The 18,461-nt window shown below is 43.7% G+C and carries 11 protein-coding genes, 1 tRNA gene and 2 rRNA genes; 3 read left to right on the top strand and 11 right to left on the bottom strand.

Features of this window, described 5'->3' with window-relative positions:
- Window positions 1–83: 83 nt before the first annotated feature.
- The 5 genes from AC0T5Z_RS00185 to AC0T5Z_RS00165 form a co-directional block, all read right to left on the bottom strand.
- Window positions 84–371 (bottom strand): chorismate mutase, encoded by a 288-nt coding sequence (locus tag AC0T5Z_RS00185; protein WP_435337473.1) that lies wholly within the window; start codon window positions 369–371, stop codon window positions 84–86.
- Window positions 361–1,692, bottom strand: coding sequence for a hypothetical protein (locus tag AC0T5Z_RS00180; protein WP_435337472.1), 1,332 nt, complete (start codon window positions 1,690–1,692; stop codon window positions 361–363). The genes AC0T5Z_RS00185 and AC0T5Z_RS00180 overlap by 11 nt, the downstream gene beginning before the upstream one ends.
- A gap of 117 nt (window positions 1,693–1,809) precedes the next feature.
- Window positions 1,810–3,495: a dihydroxy-acid dehydratase gene (gene ilvD / locus AC0T5Z_RS00175; RefSeq protein WP_435337471.1), complete on the bottom strand. Its 1,686-nt coding sequence runs from the start codon at window positions 3,493–3,495 to the stop codon at window positions 1,810–1,812.
- A 219-nt stretch (window positions 3,496–3,714) separates the two neighbouring features.
- Window positions 3,715–5,544, bottom strand: coding sequence for a dihydroxy-acid dehydratase (ilvD, locus tag AC0T5Z_RS00170; protein WP_070154893.1), 1,830 nt, complete (start codon window positions 5,542–5,544; stop codon window positions 3,715–3,717).
- A 249-nt stretch (window positions 5,545–5,793) separates the two neighbouring features.
- Window positions 5,794–7,161, bottom strand: a complete 1,368-nt coding sequence (locus AC0T5Z_RS00165) for an RNA-guided endonuclease InsQ/TnpB family protein (protein WP_435337470.1) — start codon at window positions 7,159–7,161, stop codon at window positions 5,794–5,796.
- Between the two features lie 462 nt (window positions 7,162–7,623).
- Here AC0T5Z_RS00165 and fmt point away from each other — a divergent pair, with 462 nt between their 5' ends.
- Together fmt and rsmB are read left to right on the top strand one after the other, a co-directional pair.
- A complete protein-coding gene (gene fmt / locus AC0T5Z_RS00160; RefSeq protein WP_096902372.1) occupies window positions 7,624–8,586 on the top strand; it encodes a methionyl-tRNA formyltransferase in 963 nt (320 codons plus the stop codon).
- Window positions 8,583–9,890 (top strand): 16S rRNA (cytosine(967)-C(5))-methyltransferase RsmB, encoded by a 1,308-nt coding sequence (rsmB, locus tag AC0T5Z_RS00155; protein WP_435337469.1) that lies wholly within the window; start codon window positions 8,583–8,585, stop codon window positions 9,888–9,890. The genes fmt and rsmB overlap by 4 nt, the downstream gene beginning before the upstream one ends.
- A gap of 123 nt (window positions 9,891–10,013) precedes the next feature.
- Here the strand turns inward: rsmB and AC0T5Z_RS00150 are convergent, their stop codons facing one another.
- The 3 genes from AC0T5Z_RS00150 to AC0T5Z_RS00140 all read right to left on the bottom strand — a co-directional run bounded on the left by AC0T5Z_RS00150 (window position 10,014) and on the right by AC0T5Z_RS00140 (window position 13,620).
- Window positions 10,014–10,124: a methionine/alanine import family NSS transporter small subunit gene (locus AC0T5Z_RS00150; protein WP_096902374.1), complete on the bottom strand. Its 111-nt coding sequence runs from the start codon at window positions 10,122–10,124 to the stop codon at window positions 10,014–10,016.
- 1 nt (window position 10,125) lies between these two features.
- Entirely contained in the window at window positions 10,126–11,610 is a 1,485-nt protein-coding gene (locus AC0T5Z_RS00145) for a sodium-dependent transporter (protein WP_435337468.1), read from the bottom strand.
- Window positions 11,611–12,177: 567 nt separating this feature from the next.
- Window positions 12,178–13,620, bottom strand: coding sequence for an aldehyde dehydrogenase family protein (locus AC0T5Z_RS00140; protein ID WP_096902376.1), 1,443 nt, complete (start codon window positions 13,618–13,620; stop codon window positions 12,178–12,180).
- 169 nt (window positions 13,621–13,789) lie between these two features.
- Between AC0T5Z_RS00140 and AC0T5Z_RS00135 the strand changes: the two genes are divergently transcribed.
- Window positions 13,790–14,473 carry a TIGR04219 family outer membrane beta-barrel protein gene (locus tag AC0T5Z_RS00135; RefSeq protein WP_291334201.1) on the top strand — a complete coding sequence of 228 codons (684 nt, stop codon included), beginning with the start codon at window positions 13,790–13,792 and terminating at the stop codon, window positions 14,471–14,473.
- 122 nt (window positions 14,474–14,595) lie between these two features.
- On the opposite strand, the gene rrf is transcribed toward AC0T5Z_RS00135, so the two are convergent.
- The 3 genes from rrf to AC0T5Z_RS00120 form a co-directional block, all read right to left on the bottom strand.
- A 5S ribosomal RNA gene (gene rrf / locus AC0T5Z_RS00130) occupies window positions 14,596–14,710 on the bottom strand.
- Window positions 14,711–14,938: 228 nt separating this feature from the next.
- Window positions 14,939–17,831, bottom strand: a 23S ribosomal RNA gene (locus AC0T5Z_RS00125).
- A gap of 476 nt (window positions 17,832–18,307) precedes the next feature.
- Window positions 18,308–18,383, bottom strand: a tRNA-Ala gene (locus AC0T5Z_RS00120).
- Between the last annotated feature and the right edge of the window lie 78 nt (window positions 18,384–18,461).

Below are 18,461 nucleotides of genomic sequence, written 5' to 3'. Positions count from 1 at the left end.
GCATACAAATACGCAGTATTGCCGCGTAAATATAAAGTTTGGGCTGCGTTTGAAGCATCGCCCAAACATATGGATAAGATCCGTTAAGGACGAAATTCTTTTAATTCACGCTGAATAAAATGCTGGATCATATCGTGATATAAACGCTCGACCATGTCTGGATCGACTGCATGTTGCACAGCCAAAGCACGGACTTTTTCAATCACTTCTTTCACGCGCTGTGGCGACTGTACATCTTCCAAAGTCTGTTTATGGCGCATGGCCTGATCGACATAAAACTGACGCGATGCAATCAATTCAATTAAAGCCACATCAATTTGGTCTATTTTTTCACGTGCTTGTTGTAATGATTTTACTTTTTCATTGTTCATGGGCTTGGGCTACACTTTCAGTTTCAGTTTCAGTTTCAGTTTCAGTTTCACTCTTATACTTTTCTTCTAACACATTACTGAAAATACTTTCAATCATCCATACCCGATATAAGCTATTAAACACGTAGCTTTGCCCATCTATACGCAATTCCAACACAGGAAAATCGGGCTGAGATTTCATTTCACACAGCATATCATTTTCTTTGAGCAACTCAGTCACATCCGCTGTGGTCAGTTGATCTAACTCGAGTTCACGCTGCATACGCTCAAAATGCGCTTTAAAGGATAAATCCTGCCCCCTTGTCCATACCGCCTGCAAAATGCGATACATGGCATCGACACGCTGTTCTTCAGGCACACTGTAATACAGTTGTGCCATTTGATAAGTCGCCTGTTCGGTCGGTCGGCAAAACGGCGTAAACGCAACATCGGTACGTTTAGATAAACGTGTTGCCAAACTCCAGTCAAAATAGTCACGCCCATGATAGGACAATGGATACACATTCAAATGAATATTGTAATAGGCGGCCAATTCTTCTTTGATATACGCCAATAACAACCAAGAAATCGGGTCTTCCAGTGCGATGTATAAATCCAATTCAGGGTCAAGCGCCTGAATTTCATTGAGTTCTTCGGCATCACTAATTAAATGTTCACGCCATTCAATATGGTTGATCAAGAAAATAGGATTATCGGTCAGTAATTTTTGTTGTTTTAAACGGCGAGTCAGACGCAATAAATCATCGACTGCATGATATTTACGTCCACCAAACTCAAAATAACTGGCCAATACAGGTGCATCATTAAAAACCCGTTCAGGAAAATCCTGAATTTGATGATGACGGCTGGCCATGGCATATAAGGTGCGTAATTTACCCGACTGCTTTTGCCATAGCATGTGGAACACATCTTCGAGTAAATACAAGAAATCCTGACCACGTAACGGCGTATGCCGCAAAATGGTTTCTGCCTGCATTAAAGCTTCTGCAGTCGGTGGTTCAGGGGTATCATGAAAACTAAAACGGTGTTGTTTGGCAAGAATTTTTGCATCTTGAATACAGTAATTTTGCCATTCTGCCGCCGACATTTGGTTCGGTGCATCGCCACTTTGCCGCGAAATCACCACGGTTAAAGGTTTTAAGTCATCGGCCAGAATATCTTCTAATTGCGGCAACTGCTGTACCGCCAAATAGCTATATACATCATCTAGACGTAAATGCACACTCAGTCCGTGTTCCGTGGACAACACCGATTGCCGAGATGGTTTTTGATAAAACCAACTCGATCGGATCGGATCGAACCAACGGCGTAACAGTGACATGAGATCAGCCTCTAAAAGAAAATCCTTGTGGTTTAGGGACAAGCCACATGCAAATCATGTGCGCTCGTCTTTCAATAGTACACAAGGATTTATATCAATTCATATAAAAATGAGCAATTAGACTTCTAAATTCAGATCAGTCACTGCACCTTTTTCTGCACCCGATGCCAGTTTGGCAAATTTTGCCAAAGCACCATGGGTATAGTTTGGTTTTGGTTTGACCCATGCCGCTTTACGTGCTGCCATTTCCTCTTCCGACACATGCCAAGTCATTTCACGGGTTTCAGCATTAATCGAAATTTTATCACCATTTTTCACCAGACCAATTGGCCCGCCTTCATATGCTTCTGGGGTCACATGCCCAATCACAAAACCATGACTACCGCCCGAAAAACGTCCATCGGTAATTAACGCCACGGAGTTACCCAAGCCCTTGCCAATAATTGCAGAAGTTGGTTTCAGCATTTCTGGCATACCTGGGCCACCTTTAGGGCCTTCACCGCGAATCACCACCACTTCACCTTCTTGCACTTCGCCATCTAAAATGCCGCGCATCGCACCAATTTCACCTTCAAAGACGCGTGCAGGCCCTTCAAAATACAAGCCTTCTTTGCCTGTAATTTTTGCCACTGCACCCGTAGGCGATAAATTGCCTTTTAACACCACCAAGTGTGAATCTTTTTTGATTGGCGCATCAAACGGTAAAATAATTTGCTGACCTTCAGGATAATCGGCAACATCGGCCAAGTTTTCTGCCAAAGTTTTACCTGTAACCGTTAAACAAGAACCATCGAGCATGCCTGCATCTAGCATGCGTTTCATCAATGGTTGAATTCCGCCAATAGCAATCAGCTCCGACATTAAATATTTGCCCGATGGACGTACATCAGCCACTACTGGGGTTTCCTGACCAATACGCACGAAATCATCGAGTGTGAGTTCAACCCCTGCAGAATGCGCCATGGCAATTAAATGCAACACACCATTGGTCGACCCACCCAAAGCAATCAATACTTTAATGGCATTTTCAAAGGCAGATTTGGTCATAATGTCACGTGGTTTAATATCCAGACGTAACAAATTCATCACTGCTTCGCCTGCACGTTGGCAATCATCCATTTTTTCTTGAGAAACAGCTTCTTGTGCCGAAGATCCCGGCAAACTCATGCCCAGTGCTTCAATCGCCGATGCCATAGAGTTCGCGGTGTACATGCCACCACAAGAACCTGCACCCGGCAAAGCCACTTCTTCAATCTGCTTGACCTGAATTTCGTTAATTTCACCTTTGGCATGCTGACCTACGGCTTCAAACACCGAAATAATATCGGTGTGTCCTGCACCCGGTTTAATCGTGCCCCCATAAACAAATAAGCCTGGTCGGTTTAAACGCGCCAGTCCCATAATGCAACCTGGCATGTTTTTATCGCAGCCACCAATTGCAATCACACCATCATAGGCCTGACAGCCCACCACAGCTTCAATTGAGTCGGCAATAATTTCACGTGAAACCAATGAATATTTCATGCCTTCGGTGCCGTTTGAAATACCATCTGAAATGGTGATGGTATTGAAAATAATGCCTTTACCACCCGCCTGATTCACGCCTATTTCTGCTTCGCGCGCTAAGCCATCAATATGCATATTACATGGTGTGACATTGGCCCAAGTCGATGCAATTCCAATAAATGGACGAGTAAAATCTTCATCCTTAAAACCCACCGCACGCATCATGGAACGTGCAGGTGCATTTTCAATGCCTTCATAGACTTCGGCTGAATGTTCGCGGATATTCTGTTTACTCATGGCTGATTCCTTAGCAAGATGGGTGAAATGTCGTGTTCATTATGACGATTTATTTTATTTTTCATTGTATCGAAAGCGGGCAGGATGTAAACGAAAATGCCTGTCTAATTTCATTGCTCAAATTTGCTGCGATACTGACATTGCTCATTGGCAGGCTCATAAAAAAGCACCCCAATTTTGGAGTGCTTTTTTGTGGCAGCTTAAATTGCTAAGTACTGCTTAGATTTCACGTACCGCACCTTTTGCCGCACTGGTAGTGTGCATAGCATAGGCTTTCAACGCTTTAGAAATTTTACGTGGACGTTCTTCTGCAGGATGCCAGCCTTTGGCTTCTTGCGCTTCACGACGTGCCGCCATGGTTGCGTCATCTACCGCCAAGTGAATGCTGCGGTTTGGAATATCAATTTCGATACGGTCACCATCTTCAACCAGACCAATCGCACCACCTTCAGCCGCTTCTGGAGAAACGTGACCAATTGAAAGACCTGAAGAACCGCCCGAGAAACGACCATCGGTCAGTAAGGCACATTCTTTGCCTAAACCTTTCGATTTCAAATAGCTGGTTGGATAGAGCATTTCTTGCATACCTGGGCCACCACGTGGGCCTTCGTAGCGAATCACCACCACATCCCCCGCTGTAATTTTACCGCCCAAAATCGCGTCTACGGCAGCATCCTGACTTTCAAAAACACGAGCTGTGCCGTTGAATTTTAAAATGGAATCATCCACCCCTGCAGTTTTGACAATACAGCCATCCAAAGCGATGTTGCCGTAAAGTACCGCCAAACCACCATCTTTAGAGAAGGCGTGTTCTGCATTACGAATTACACCATTGTCACGGTCACCATCTAAACGTGAATAGTAACGGTCTTGTGAGAATGCAGTCTGGGTTGGTACGCCGCCCGGTGCAGAGCGGAAGAACTGGTAAACGTCTTCATTTTCGGTACGAATAATGTCCCATTTATCTAAAGCATCTTTTAAGGTTGCTTCGTGAACCGTACCTACAGAAGTGTCCAATAAACCTGCACGATCCAGCTCACCTAGAATAGACATAATGCCGCCCGCACGGTGTACATCTTCCATGTGAACGTCTTGTTTTGCAGGTGCAACTTTACACAATACAGGTACTTTGCGTGATAAACGGTCAATATCATCCATGGTGAAATCCACACCTGCTTCATTGGCAGCCGCCAACAAGTGCAATACGGTGTTGGTTGAACCACCCATGGCAATATCCAATGTCATGGCATTTTCATAAGATGCTTTGGTTGCAATTGAACGTGGCAATACGCTGTAGTCGTCTTGTTCATAATGGCGTTTAGCCAATTCCACAATCAACTGACCTGCTTTATCAAACAGTTTTTTACGGTTGGCGTGAGTTGCTAGAATTGAGCCGTTGCCAGGTAAAGATAAACCTAAGGCTTCTGTTAAGCAGTTCATTGAGTTGGCAGTGAACATCCCTGAGCATGAACCACAGGTTGGGCATGCTGAGCGCTCGTATTCAGCGACTTCTTCATCGGTATAGTTATCATCTGCCGCCACAATCATTGCATCAATCAAGTCAATCGCGTGTTCATTGCCACGAATTTTGACTTTACCTGCTTCCATTGGGCCGCCAGATACAAACACCACTGGAATGTTTAGGCGCATGGCAGCCATCAGCATCCCTGGGGTAATTTTGTCACAGTTGGAGATACAGACCATAGCATCGGCACAGTGCGCGTTGACCATGTATTCTACCGAATCGGCAATCAAGTCACGTGATGGCAATGAATACAACATGCCGTCATGGCCCATGGCAATCCCGTCATCTACGGCAATGGTGTTAAATTCTTTGGCAACACCACCTGCCGCCTGAATTTGTTCTGCCACCATTTGACCGAGGTCTTTTAAATGCACATGGCCAGGTACAAATTGGGTAAATGAGTTGACCACCGCAATAATCGGCTTACCAAAATCTTCGTCTTTCATACCCGTTGCACGCCATAAGCCGCGTGCACCCGCCATATTTCTTCCGTGTGTCGATGTTTTTGAACGATAGTCAGGCATTATAAAGTTCCAACTTGGTTGTGCTGAAATGAATCTGAAATTCATTCTGGCGAAATAATACTGTTTGCAAGATCTGTATCACTGCAAAACAGTTTAAGAATCTTTGTATTTTACTACAGCTTGAGGTAGTAAGGCTGCTGCTTTACCGACTTTATGATGGATAAAAAGTGACGAAAACCCACAGCACCTTGTTGATCATACTGAAATGAACTACTCAGTGCTAAAGCAACCGAGTTTCCGTGATGCAGCCTAAGCTGCACACTTCTCTTTTGACGCTTCATCGGTACAGCGAGAAAAAGCTTTAACACTCTTTTTCGTCTTACGAACACCTCCACGCCCACTAGATGACAAGTGATTGTCATCCAACAGTGTTCCACTGTCTAAGATTAATTTTACTGCCCTCTGTTTAATCACCATTGCTGCATTATGATCTGCATTGTCAATGTGTCCACAATTCACGCATTTGAACCTGTCTTGGCTCTTGCGATTGTCGGGGTGAGTGTGACCGCATGAAGCGCACTCTTGACTGGTGTAAGCAGCAGGGATACTAAAAACTGCTTTTCCTAATCGTTCCGCTTTGTATTTCAGGAACGATGCGATCTGGTACCAACCTACATTGAGGATCGCCTTGTTTAAGCCAGCTTTCGCTTTGGCTTTATTTGGAATGAAACGACCTAACTCATCTTTTTTCGGTGCAGGCTTCTTAGTCATCTGCTTGGTATTTAATTTCTCAAATACAAAAACTTTACCAAATCCATTAACCAATGCATGGCTAGTTTTGTGGGCAAAATCCTTGCGGATATTAGCTTTCTTTGCATGATGCACCGCAATACGATGTTTGGTTCTTGCTCTGCGGTTAGAGTCTTTTTGTTGTTGTGATAGTTTCCGTTGCAGGCGTTTGATATAGCGATCCGCTTTAGATAGGTGATTCTTCTGCTCTTTGGAGAAATCAAATTCTCTATGCTCTGCATGAACAGGGATAACCACGCCACGATCAATACCAACCACAATGTCTTGTAGCTGTTCTGCTGTCATACCACGTAGATATTCTAGATGTTCTTCGGGCTTGATTACTTGAATATCCTGATCATCTTCATAGCAAAATGACACAAAGTATTGACCACGTTCTTTACGGATGTAGAGGGATTTAGGCTCGTTAAAATCAGCATGAATCCCAAACTTTAAAATTCCGATGTTATTGGTTTTCGTACCAATAAATAGATGCAGTTTGCCAAACTGGTCAGGCTCGAATCTGAACAATTCACGGGTGAGGTAAATTGAGCCTTTATCTGTTTTCTTTTTACGCTTCGGACGACCACAAATGCCACTTTTAAACCTATCAAGAGTTTCTTTCCAATTGCTTGCTGAATTTCTCAGGATTTGGCTAGGGCATTGTTTTAGCCATGCGCTGAGTTCTTCTGATTTAAAGTGTGAGTATTTTTGATCTTGCGTTTCATAATATTGATTGTAAGGAGTGAACTTACGTGCAAAGCCACGGAAGTATTTATCTTCATCGCACTTAGCATTCCAAATAAAACGAGCGCAACCCATCCACTGACTAAGGATCAGCTTTTGATGATTGGTTGGATACGCTCTTAATTGGATGCCTGTTAGCAATGAAAATGCTCCTAAAAATACAATTTAATTATAACATAAAAAAGTGAATCTATAATACAAACTAATGATATTTAACGACAATTTTAACTTACTATAGTCATATTAAGAAAAGAGCTGGCTCACCCTTAAAAGGGCGAGAATGCACTCTAGAATTTATTGTTCAATACAAAACTTTCATGAATAATTTTTAAATTTTGCATTATTAGGGTCTGTTGACATTTCATAAATGGCTTGCGCTGTAGGCTAAAACTGAGCAGATTAGGCATGAAACGCAGGGAATAGCGAGACTATTGCCAAGTTTCGTAACGCAATCTGAGAAAGTTTTAGCCACATGAGCAAGAACAAAGCGCTGCTTTGTTTGCTGCGCAAGGGGACAAGGTGGATTTGTTACAACCCGTTCCGACCTTTGAGCCGCAATTTGTTATAATTGGCGCGTCATCTAAAAATATGGGTTGATTTCCATTGAAAATCGTTTTTGCAGGTACGCCTGAATTTGCTGCAAGCGCTTTGGCAGCACTCCTGAACACCGAACATGAGATTGTCGCGGTTTACACTCAGCCTGATCGTAAAGCAGGACGCGGACAAAAACTCACAGCATCTGCGGTGAAGCAATTGGCACTACAACACGATCTTCCTGTCTATCAACCTTTGCATTTTAAATCATCTACTGAAGAAGGTCTGGCGGCCCAACAAGAATTGGCTGCATTGAATGCCGATGTGATGGTGGTTGCGGCCTATGGTTTAATCTTGCCACAAGTGATTTTAGATACGCCTAAATATGGCTGCTTGAATATTCACGGTTCTTTATTACCACGTTGGCGCGGTGCAGCGCCGATTCAGCGTGCCATTGCCACAGGTGATACCGAAACAGGCATCACCATTATGAAAATGGCAGCAGGTTTAGATACGGGCGATATGTTGTATAAAACCTTGTGCCCAATTACTGCAGCAGACACTTCTGCCACTTTACATGACAAACTGGCGCAGCAAGGTGCCGAAGCAATTGTTGAAGTATTGGCTTCAGAACAAAAATTACAAGACTATTTCGCTAGGCGTGAAGTGCAAGATGAAGCCTTAACGGTCTATGCACACAAACTGACCAAAGCCGAAGCGCAAATTAACTGGTCACAAACTGCAGCCGAAATTGACCGTAATATTCGTGCCTTTAACCCGTGGCCTGTGGCATTTATTCCTTTAGATGACACTCAAAACTTACGCGTGTGGGGTTCAGCATTATCAGATGAATCTGCACAGGGCAAAGCTGCAGGCACAATTTTAAAATTGGACAAACAAGGCGTACACGTCGCTTGTGGCGATCAACAAGCAGTGTGCTTAAGCTCGTTGCAATGGCCTGGTGCTAAACCGCTGAATCCTGTGCAAATCATTCAAACTCAAAAACTTCAAACAGGACAAGTTCTCGCATGAGCCATACTGAATCAGGCAATTCACATTTGAACTTGCGTGCCCAAGTCATCCGTACGCTATTGGCTGTACAACAAGGGCAATCATTGGCGAGCATTTTACCTGTACATTTAAGCAAAGTCGCGGAACGTGACCGTGCCTTGTTTCATGAGCTGGTTTTGGGCACCTTGCGTCAATGGTATGCCCTAAAAAGCATTACCTTACCGTTGTTGGTGAAACCACTCAACAACGAAACTGTTGAAACCTGTTTATATGTTGGCTTATATCAAGTGCTTTGTACCCGTGTAGCCAGTCATGCCGCAATTTCCGAAACCGTAACTGCAGCCAAACAATTGGGCTATGAAGCACTCAGCGGTGTGGTGAATGCGATTCTGCGTCGTGTTTCACGTGAAACATCCGAATTTCAAACGGCTTTGGCGCAAGCGCATGGTTTACCAAGTTGGTTGTATAAACGCCTGAAAAAAGATTGGCCTGAGCAATTAGAACAACTGACGAACACTTTAAAGCAAACTGCCCCCCTGACCTTAAGAGTCAATACACGCCAAATCAGCCGTGATGACTATTTAGAAATTTTGCAGGAACAAGAGATTGCTGCAGAAGCTTGCACCGTGTCTGCAGTTGGTATTGTGATGCTGCAAAATGTGCACATTCCAGACTTGCCTGGTTTTGATGAAGGCATTTTTTCCGTACAGGACGAACATGCCCAACTGTGTGCAATGCTCTTGCCAAATTTAGATGGCAAAGTCGTGGTCGATGCCTGCGCAGCACCTGGGGGGAAAACAGCACATCTGCTTGAAAAGTTTCAGCCTAAAAAATTGATTGCCTTAGATCAGGATGCCAAACGTCTGTTACGTGTCAGCGAAAACCTAGAACGTCTGCAACTGAATCAAGAAGCGCAAGTCGAAATTTTGGCTGCCGATGCAACCACATGGAACGCTAGTGAAGCAGTGGACTGTATTGTATTGGATGCGCCATGCTCTGCCATTGGGGTCTTGCGTCGTCATCCAGATATTCGTTTGCTGCGTCAATCTAGTGATATTCAGCAAACGGTAGCATTACAGCAACAGATTTTGCAGCAGATGTGGCAGCAACTCAAAGTTGGCGGCACCTTGCTTTACATTACCTGCTCGGTTTTAAAAGCCGAAAATGAACAGCAAATGCAGCAATTCTTTGCCGAACATCTTAATGCCAAAGAAGTCAAAATTGATGCAGATTGGGGCATTCCACAACTGTACGGACGCCAATTATTGCCACAAGAAGGACGCGGTGATGGTTTTTATTATTGTCGTATTGAAAAAACCGCCTAAGCTGTTTTTGTTTTAACGATTCTTCTCATTGAATAGCCGTTCCAATAAAATAACCCTTGAATCAATCAAGGGTTATTTAAACGGTGCAATCTCTTAAAGCTTCGCACTTGTTCAGCAAAACACTTAGTCTTCAAGTTCATCTGGGTTTTTGATCAGGTGAATCATCGCAAAAACCAAACCACCCCAAAGTACCACTGTTGAAATAATCAACATCACTAATGCAGATGTATTCATGTTATTTCTCCGCTGCGTCTTGATCTTTTAAGCGGCTAAGCAATACCGCACCAATAATAAAGAGCGCCACGGTACCACCACCCACGGTAAGTAAAATGTGTAATGGATAACCACCATAGCCTTCTGCAAAAATAGATTTTAGGGTTAAACCTAAAGCCACGAGCAATGAAAGTGGTGTCACGATGGTTAATAGGAAATTCCAGCCCCAACCCAATTTAATACTTGAGTATTGGTTAACGTGTTGCTGCAATTCTTTGAGCAATGGACGACGGAACCAAGTCACCAAAATAATCGACAATAAACCACCACCGACAATACCAATGTTGTTGGCAAAGTAGTCAATGATGTCGACAAAAGTAATCGCACTGTGGGTAGAGAATAAAATGGTTGAAACTATAGCTGAACCACCCGCAATGATGGTTACTGCACGCTTACGCGACCAACCCAGTTTGTCTTGGAACGCAGCAATCGGCACTTGCAGAATACTCACCATTGAGGTCACTCCTGCAACCGTCAATGAAGCGAAGAATAAGAAGCCAAATAAATCGCCACCTGCACCCAAGCTAGAAATGATTTTTGGGAATACAATAAAGGCTAAACCAATACCACCCGAAACCACTTCATCTACCGATGAACCTGCGCTGTACGCCATAAAACCAAGCGCAGCAAAAATACCAATACCCGCTAAAATTTCAAAAGATGAGTTTGCGAGTGCAACCACCAAGCCTGAACCAGTCAAGTTAGTTTTACGTTTTAGGTATGATGAGTAGGTCAACATAATCCCGAACCCGACTGAAAGCGAGAAGAAGATATGACCAAAGGCAGCTAACCATACTTTATAGTTCGTCATCGCTTCCCAGTTAGGCGTAAAGAAGGCATTTAAGCCATCGACTGCACCAGGCAAACGTAAAGCTTGAACCACGAGAATAGAGAATAAAATCAGCAAAAGTGGTATAAAAATTTTATTTGACAGCTCAACCCCTTTTTTCACACCACCATATAAAATGAACATCACTACCGCCCACACGATGACTAAGCCAATAAATAAGGTGGGTACAAAACCCAAGGCTAAACCTTCACCATTTTGTAAGTAGCTTGTGAAAAAGAATTTTTCAGTGTCTGTTCCCCATTGCTGACCAATGGAATAGAACATATAACTGCCTGCCCAAGACAATACGCTGGCATAGTAAATACCAATCAGCAAAGTCACCATCACCTGCCACCAACCCAATGCTTCACTGTTCATGAGCTTTTTATAAGCGGTTGGTGGTGCTTTACGGTATTTATGCCCAACTGCATAGTCCAAAAACAGCAATGGCAAACCTGCGGCAAAGATCGCAATTAAATAAGGGATTAAAAATGCGCCGCCGCCATTTTCATAGGCAACATAAGGGAAACGCCAAATATTACCCAACCCGACCGCAGAACCAATAGCTGCGATAATAAAGCCTGATCGTGCGGACCAACTCTCACGAGAATCTGTCATAGAACACCTAAACTTCAGGTTATTTTTTGTTGCTTGTTTTTTAATTCTGACCTTTTATATAAATAATTTGCTTTTTCATTAGCTTAAATTTACTTTATATAACGGTAATTTAGCGCACTCAAAAAATATCCTGCAAAAAAATGAAAATCTGGGTGTTTGCTTTAGAGTCACACCTTTTGAGCATCAAATTCTAAAGGTCAAACAGCGAAATATTCGGAAAATCTTGCTTAAAGTCTTTGCCCAATATTGCGCTTTTGTATGGCTTAACAATACTCATTTTTGAAAAATTTTTCTGTAAATTCTGCTCGGAAAGATGTTTTTTGTATGCATTTTTTAATCAAGCGTTCAAATTCCACTCCATTTTGACTTGATTTTTTGGTTATAAGTCATATAACTATTTGGAATACAATTTTGATGCTATTTGAGTTATTTTACTTTTCATCTATTTTACACTAACGCTGTAGCTTATAATTCACTGAACTACAGCGCTGTAGTGAATCATCCCAAAATTCAGAGTTAACTCATTTTCTGTCTCTGATGATGACGATACATGATCAGATCAAATACTTAACGCTTAATCACCAACAAACGCTCTTCCTGCATATCCCGAATGGCAGATTGAATCCCCTCACGCCCTAAACCCGAATCTTTCACACCACCATAAGGCATATTATCCACGCGGAAAGATGGGATATCATTAATAATTACCCCACCGACCTGTAACTGATCCCATGCGTAAAGCATTTTTTCCAAGCTTTGTGTATAAATACCCGCCTGTAAACCAAAACGACTTTGGTTAATACGTGCAATCCCTTGCTCAAAAGATGAATATTTTTCCAAAATGGCAACAGGGCCAAAAACTTCATCTTTATAAACCTCCAAGTTTGGATCGACCTGTTCCAATAAAGTCGGCTCAAACATCACACCTTTCAGCTCGCCACCTACCAATATTTTTGTGCCTTTTTTCACCGCTTTATCAATCCACTTTTTCAAGCGCTGTGCTTCAGCTTCCTTAATCATTGGCCCGACCAAAGTGCTGTCCAAATTAGGATCTGCTGCTTTAATTTGCTTGAGCTGACTCACAAGTTTCTTTTTCAGTTCAGCATATACGTCGGCATGCACAAAAATACGTTGCACACTAATACACACCTGCCCTGCATGATTATACGCCCCACCAATTAAGCGATGAATCAATGCATCATTCAGTTCAGTATCGGGTTCAATCATCACCGCTGCATTGCCGCCCAACTCTAGCGTTACTTTTTTACGTCCTGCGCGGGCTTTCATATCCCAACCCACCACATCTGAACCAGTAAAACTGAGCAGTTTAAAGCGGTCATCGGTCACTAAAACATCTGCTTGTTCACGCTCACAAGGCAATACCGAAAACGCACCTTTAGGTAAATCTGTTTCAGCCAACACTTCTGCTATTTTTAATGCTGAAATAGGCGTGGCGCTAGCAGGTTTTAATACAAAAGGACAACCTGCAGCAATCGCGGGCGCAATTTTATGTGCGGTTAAATTCAATGGGAAATTAAAAGGACTAATTAAAGACACGGCACCAATGGGTACATGCTTAACCATCCCTTGATAATTCGCAGCAGCAGCCGTCACCGCCAACGGTAAAATACGTCCTTCATCTAGTTGCGACACCGCATCTGCCGCAATTTGAAAGGTATTGATTAAACGCTCGACTTCTGCCATCGCGGCCAGACGAGGCTTTCCACCTTCAGCAATTAAAATTTCAACCAATTCTTCGCGCATCTCTTGGAAACGCTGCACACATTGCAGCAGAATTTTTTGTTTCTGAAATGGCTGTAATTTTGCCATTTCGGCTTCTGCTTTGACGGCTGCAAGAATAGCTTTTTCAATACTTTTTGCATCGGCAAGTGCGACACGTGCATATAATTTTTGAGAATATTTATGCTGAACGGCTAACCATTGCCCTGTTTCTACTGCTTTATTGGCAAGATAGAGCGGGTAATCGACAGGTGGATGGACATTTTGCATACTGAAATCCTCTTTTTTGGCGCGAATTAGGCTATATTTTTACAAGAATTTGATTCTAGAAAATGTATGATGCGCTAAGTTAGACAATATTTCACATGATTTTTGTCACGAGAACATACAACACCACACCATTCATCCCAAATGATGATGACAAAATACTAGGGTTTATATGCTTACATTACAACGTTTTGCTTTAGCATGCAGTTTAATTGGTTGTTCAGCGGTGCATGCCGATATTATTGGGGTAAAAGCCAGCGTGGATTATTGGAAATATAGTGCAGACTGGAATCAGGCTCAGTTATCGCCAAACTTAGATGATGATTTTGCCATACCCTTCAGTTTGGCAGTAGAACATCCAGTACCATTTTTACCCAATGCCAAAATTAAACATGCCAATTTGCAGACCGAAAGCGAGCAAAACGCTGCTGGTGTCAAAATCAATCAACTAGATTTAGATTACTCAGACTTCATTTTATATTATGAAATTTTAGATAACATTGTTGCCGCAGATGTTGGATTTGGTGCCAAAGTACTTGAAGGCGACTTAAGATCGAATTTATTTTCGACACAAGACGTCAGTGAAACTTTACCTATGCTATATGCAGAAGCAGCAGTCAAATTACCATTTACGGGTTTAAGTGCCAAAGCCGAAGCCAACTATGCCAAAAATAGCGATAATGAAGTTAGTGATGCTCAGGCAGAAATTAAATATAACTTTATAGATTCCATTTTAGTCGATGTTGGTTTAAAAGCAGGCTATCGCATTTTAGATATTAAGCTCAATCAAGATTCCAGTCAGGAAACTCAATTAGAGTTTAAAGGTCCATATTTAGGCTTAGAAGCACATTTCTAAGTATTTGATATTGATATAAGTTTAAAAGACTTAAATTATGTTTAAGGCTTTTTACTCTTCTTAATATTATCTTTCCCCATAAAAAAACACCCTCAACGATTGTTGAGGGTGTTTGAATAATGAGCTGGCGATGACTTACTCTCACATGGGTAATCCCACACTACCATCAGCGCGAAGAGGTTTCACTTCTGAGTTCGGGAAGGGATCAGGTGGTTCACTCTTGCTATGGTCGCCAGCACAACTGTTATGGACTTGTTCGGGTCTTAGTTACATTGCTTTTGCTTGATGCTTTTGCATGTAATGCCTTACTTGGTTCCAAATGAGTTATTAACAGGTTGGCTATTGGGTCTGAAGTTTATTGTTTAGCGTTCACTAAATCAAGTTTTTGTTTGATCGTTAGATCAATATGAAATCGATTGATCCTCACTTCTTTCGAAGTTCGTACAACAACTGCTTGGGTGTTGTATAGTCAAGCCTCACGAGCAATTAGTATTGGTCAGCTTCACATATCGCTATGCTTCCACATCCAACCTATCAACGTCGTAGTCTTCAACGGCTCTTTAGGAGGCATAAAGCCTCGGGGAAATCTTATCTTGAGGTAGGCTTCCCGCTTAGATGCTTTCAGCGGTTATCCCTTCCGAACATAGCTACCCGGCGATGCGACTGGCGTCACAACCGGTACACCAGAGGTTCGTCCACTCTGGTCCTCTCGTACTAGGAGCAGATCCTCTCAAATTTCCAGCGCCCACGGTAGATAGGGACCGAACTGTCTCACGACGTTCTAAACCCAGCTCGCGTACCTCTTTAAATGGCGAACAGCCATACCCTTGGGACCTGCTTCAGCCCCAGGATGAGATGAGCCGACATCGAGGTGCCAAACACCGCCGTCGATATGAACTCTTGGGCGGTATCAGCCTGTTATCCCCAGAGTACCTTTTATCCGTTGAGCGATGGCCCTTCCATACAGAACCACCGGATCACTAAGACCTACTTTCGTACCTGCTCGACTTGTGGGTCTCGCAGTTAAGCGCGCTTTTGCCTTTATACTCTACGCGTGATTTCCGACCACGCTGAGCGCACCTTCGTACTCCTCCGTTACTCTTTAGGAGGAGACCGCCCCAGTCAAACTACCCACCAGACATGGTCCTCGTCCCGGATAACGGGACAGAGTTAGAACCTCAACATTACCAGGGTGGTATTTCAAGGACGGCTCCACTCGGACTAGCGTCCAAGTTTCAAAGCCTCCCACCTATCCTACACAAGTAAGGTCAAAGTTCAATGTCAAGCTGCAGTAAAGGTTCACGGGGTCTTTCCGTCTAGCCGCGGGTACACCGCATCTTCACGGCGAATTCGATTTCACTGAGCCTCTGCTGGAGACAGCGCCGCCATCATTATGCCATTCGTGCAGGTCGGAACTTACCCGACAAGGAATTTCGCTACCTTAGGACCGTTATAGTTACGGCCGCCGTTTACTGGGGCTTCGATCAAGAGCTTCGCTTACGCTAACCCCATCAATTAACCTTCCAGCACCGGGCAGGCATCACACCCTATACGTCCACTTTCGTGTTTGCAGAGTGCTATGTTTTTAATAAACAGTTGCAGCGGCCTGGTTTCTGAGGCTGTCGACAGCTCAAGGAGCAAGTCCTATCACCATCAACAGCGTACCTTCTCCCGAAGTTACGGTACCATTTTGCCTAGTTCCTTCAGCAGAGTTCTCTCAAGCGCTTTGGTCTACTCGACCTGACCACCTGTGTCGGTTTCGGGTACGATTCCAGTGTAACTGAAGCTTAGAGACTTTTCCTGGAAGCAGGGTATCAGCCACTTCACTGTACAAGTACAGCTTGATATCAGATCTCAGCATAGAGCACCCCGGATTTGCCTAAGATGCATGCCTACTTCCTTTCACCTGGACTACCAACGCCAGGCTGACTTAACCTTCTCCGTCCTCTCATCGCATTACACTGAAGTATTGGAATATTAACCAATTTCCCATCGACTACGCCTCTCGGCCTCGCCTTAGGGGTCGACTCACCCAGCCCCGATTAACGTTGGACTGGAACCCTTGGTCTTTCAGCGAACGGGTTTTTCACCCGTTTTGTCGTTACTCACGTCAGCATTCGCACTTCTGATACCTCCAGCAGACTTCTCAATCCACCTTCGTCGGCTTACAGAACGCTCCCCTACCACGTATACAATGTATACATCCGCAGCTTCGGCACATAGTTTTAGCCCCGTTACATCTTCCGCGCAGGCCGACTCGACTAGTGAGCTATTACGCTTTCTTTAAAGGGTGGCTGCTTCTAAGCCAACCTCCTAGCTGTCTATGCCTTCCCACATCGTTTCCCACTTAACTATGATTTTGGGGCCTTAGCTGGCGGTCTGGATTGTTTTCCTCTTGACTACGGACGTTAGCACCCGCAGTCTGTCTCCCGGATAGTACTCATTGGTATTCGGAGTTTGCATCGGTTTGGTAAGTCGGGATGACCCCCTAGCCGAAACAGTGCTCTACCCCCAATGGTATTCGTCCGAGGCGCTACCTAAATAGCTTTCGGGGAGAACCAGCTATCACCGAGTTTGATTAGCCTTTCACCCCTATCCACAAGTCATCCCCTGGCTTTTCAACGACAGTGGGTTCGGTCCTCCAGTTAGTGTTACCCAACCTTCAACCTGCTCATGGATAGATCACCCGGTTTCGGGTCTATACCCAGCAACTATACGCCCTATTAAGACTCGATTTCTCTACGGCTCCCCTATGCGGTTAACCTCGCTACTGAATATAAGTCGCTGACCCATTATACAAAAGGTACGCAGTCACCAAACAAGTTGGCTCCCACTGCTTGTATGCATGCGGTTTCAGGATCTATTTCACTCCCCTCACAGGGGTTCTTTTCGCCTTTCCCTCACGGTACTGGTTCACTATCGGTCAGTCAGGAGTATTTAGCCTTGGAGGATGGTCCCCCCATATTCAGACAAGGTTTCACGTGCCTCGCCCTACTCGTCATCATTATGTGTGCCCTTTCGTGTACAGGACTATCACCCACTATGGTTGCACTTCCCAGAGCATTCCACTAAAACACACATAACTTAATGGGCTTTTCCCCTTTCGCTCGCCGCTACTGAGGGAATCTCAATTGATTTCTTTTCCTAAGGGTACTGAGATGTTTCACTTCCCCTCGTTCGCTTCGTATGACTATGTATTCATCATACGATACCTACCTTAAGGTAGGTGGGTTTCCCCATTCAGACATCTCCGGATCAAAGGATATTTGCCGCCTCCCCGGAGCTTTTCGCAGGCTATCACGTCTTTCTTCGCCTCTGACTGCCAAGGCATCCACCACATGCACTTAATTACTTGACTATACAACCCCAAACAGTCGTTAATCCCTACAAGTAGGATTAAGACAATTAAATAAATAATCAATGATCTATTTAATCTACAGTTTGAAGTCCCGTGCTCTTAAGCACCGTACAGCTTCAATCTAAATTCATATACCAAAACGCTTGATTCAGTTAATTTGCTAGTGCTCATTTCAATTCGTAATTAAACCGTAACACCGAAGCATTACTGTCAATCTTGAATAAAATGAGTTGAACAATTTATTTCAGACTCAATTTTTGCCAATCTGTTAATGATTCACTGCATCCTCGTCGGACTGCAGTCAACTGTGATAAATCACAGAACTTAATAAATCTAAATCAATCTCTTGATTCACCTTATTTATTAAGTTCTATAATTTAAAAATATCTTTCACTACCATATTAGATCAGATACTACGCGCAGCATAGCTGCTTGTCTTGCGCTTCGGCAAAGCGTTGCTTTGCTGATCGAAGCTCTGGTGGAGACTAGGAGAGTCGAACTCCTGACCTCCTGCGTGCAAAGCAGGCGCTCTACCAACTAAGCTAAGTCCCCAGCTTATCATTTTTGATTCGATGTATCAGATTATAGCCTGCGCACTCACTCACGTTCGTTTGCCTTGCGCTTCGCCTT

This window comes from Acinetobacter pengchengensis (assembly GCF_982235305.1).
The sequence above is the reverse complement of the archived record's forward strand: the minus strand, read 5'-3'. Positions and strand labels throughout refer to the sequence as shown.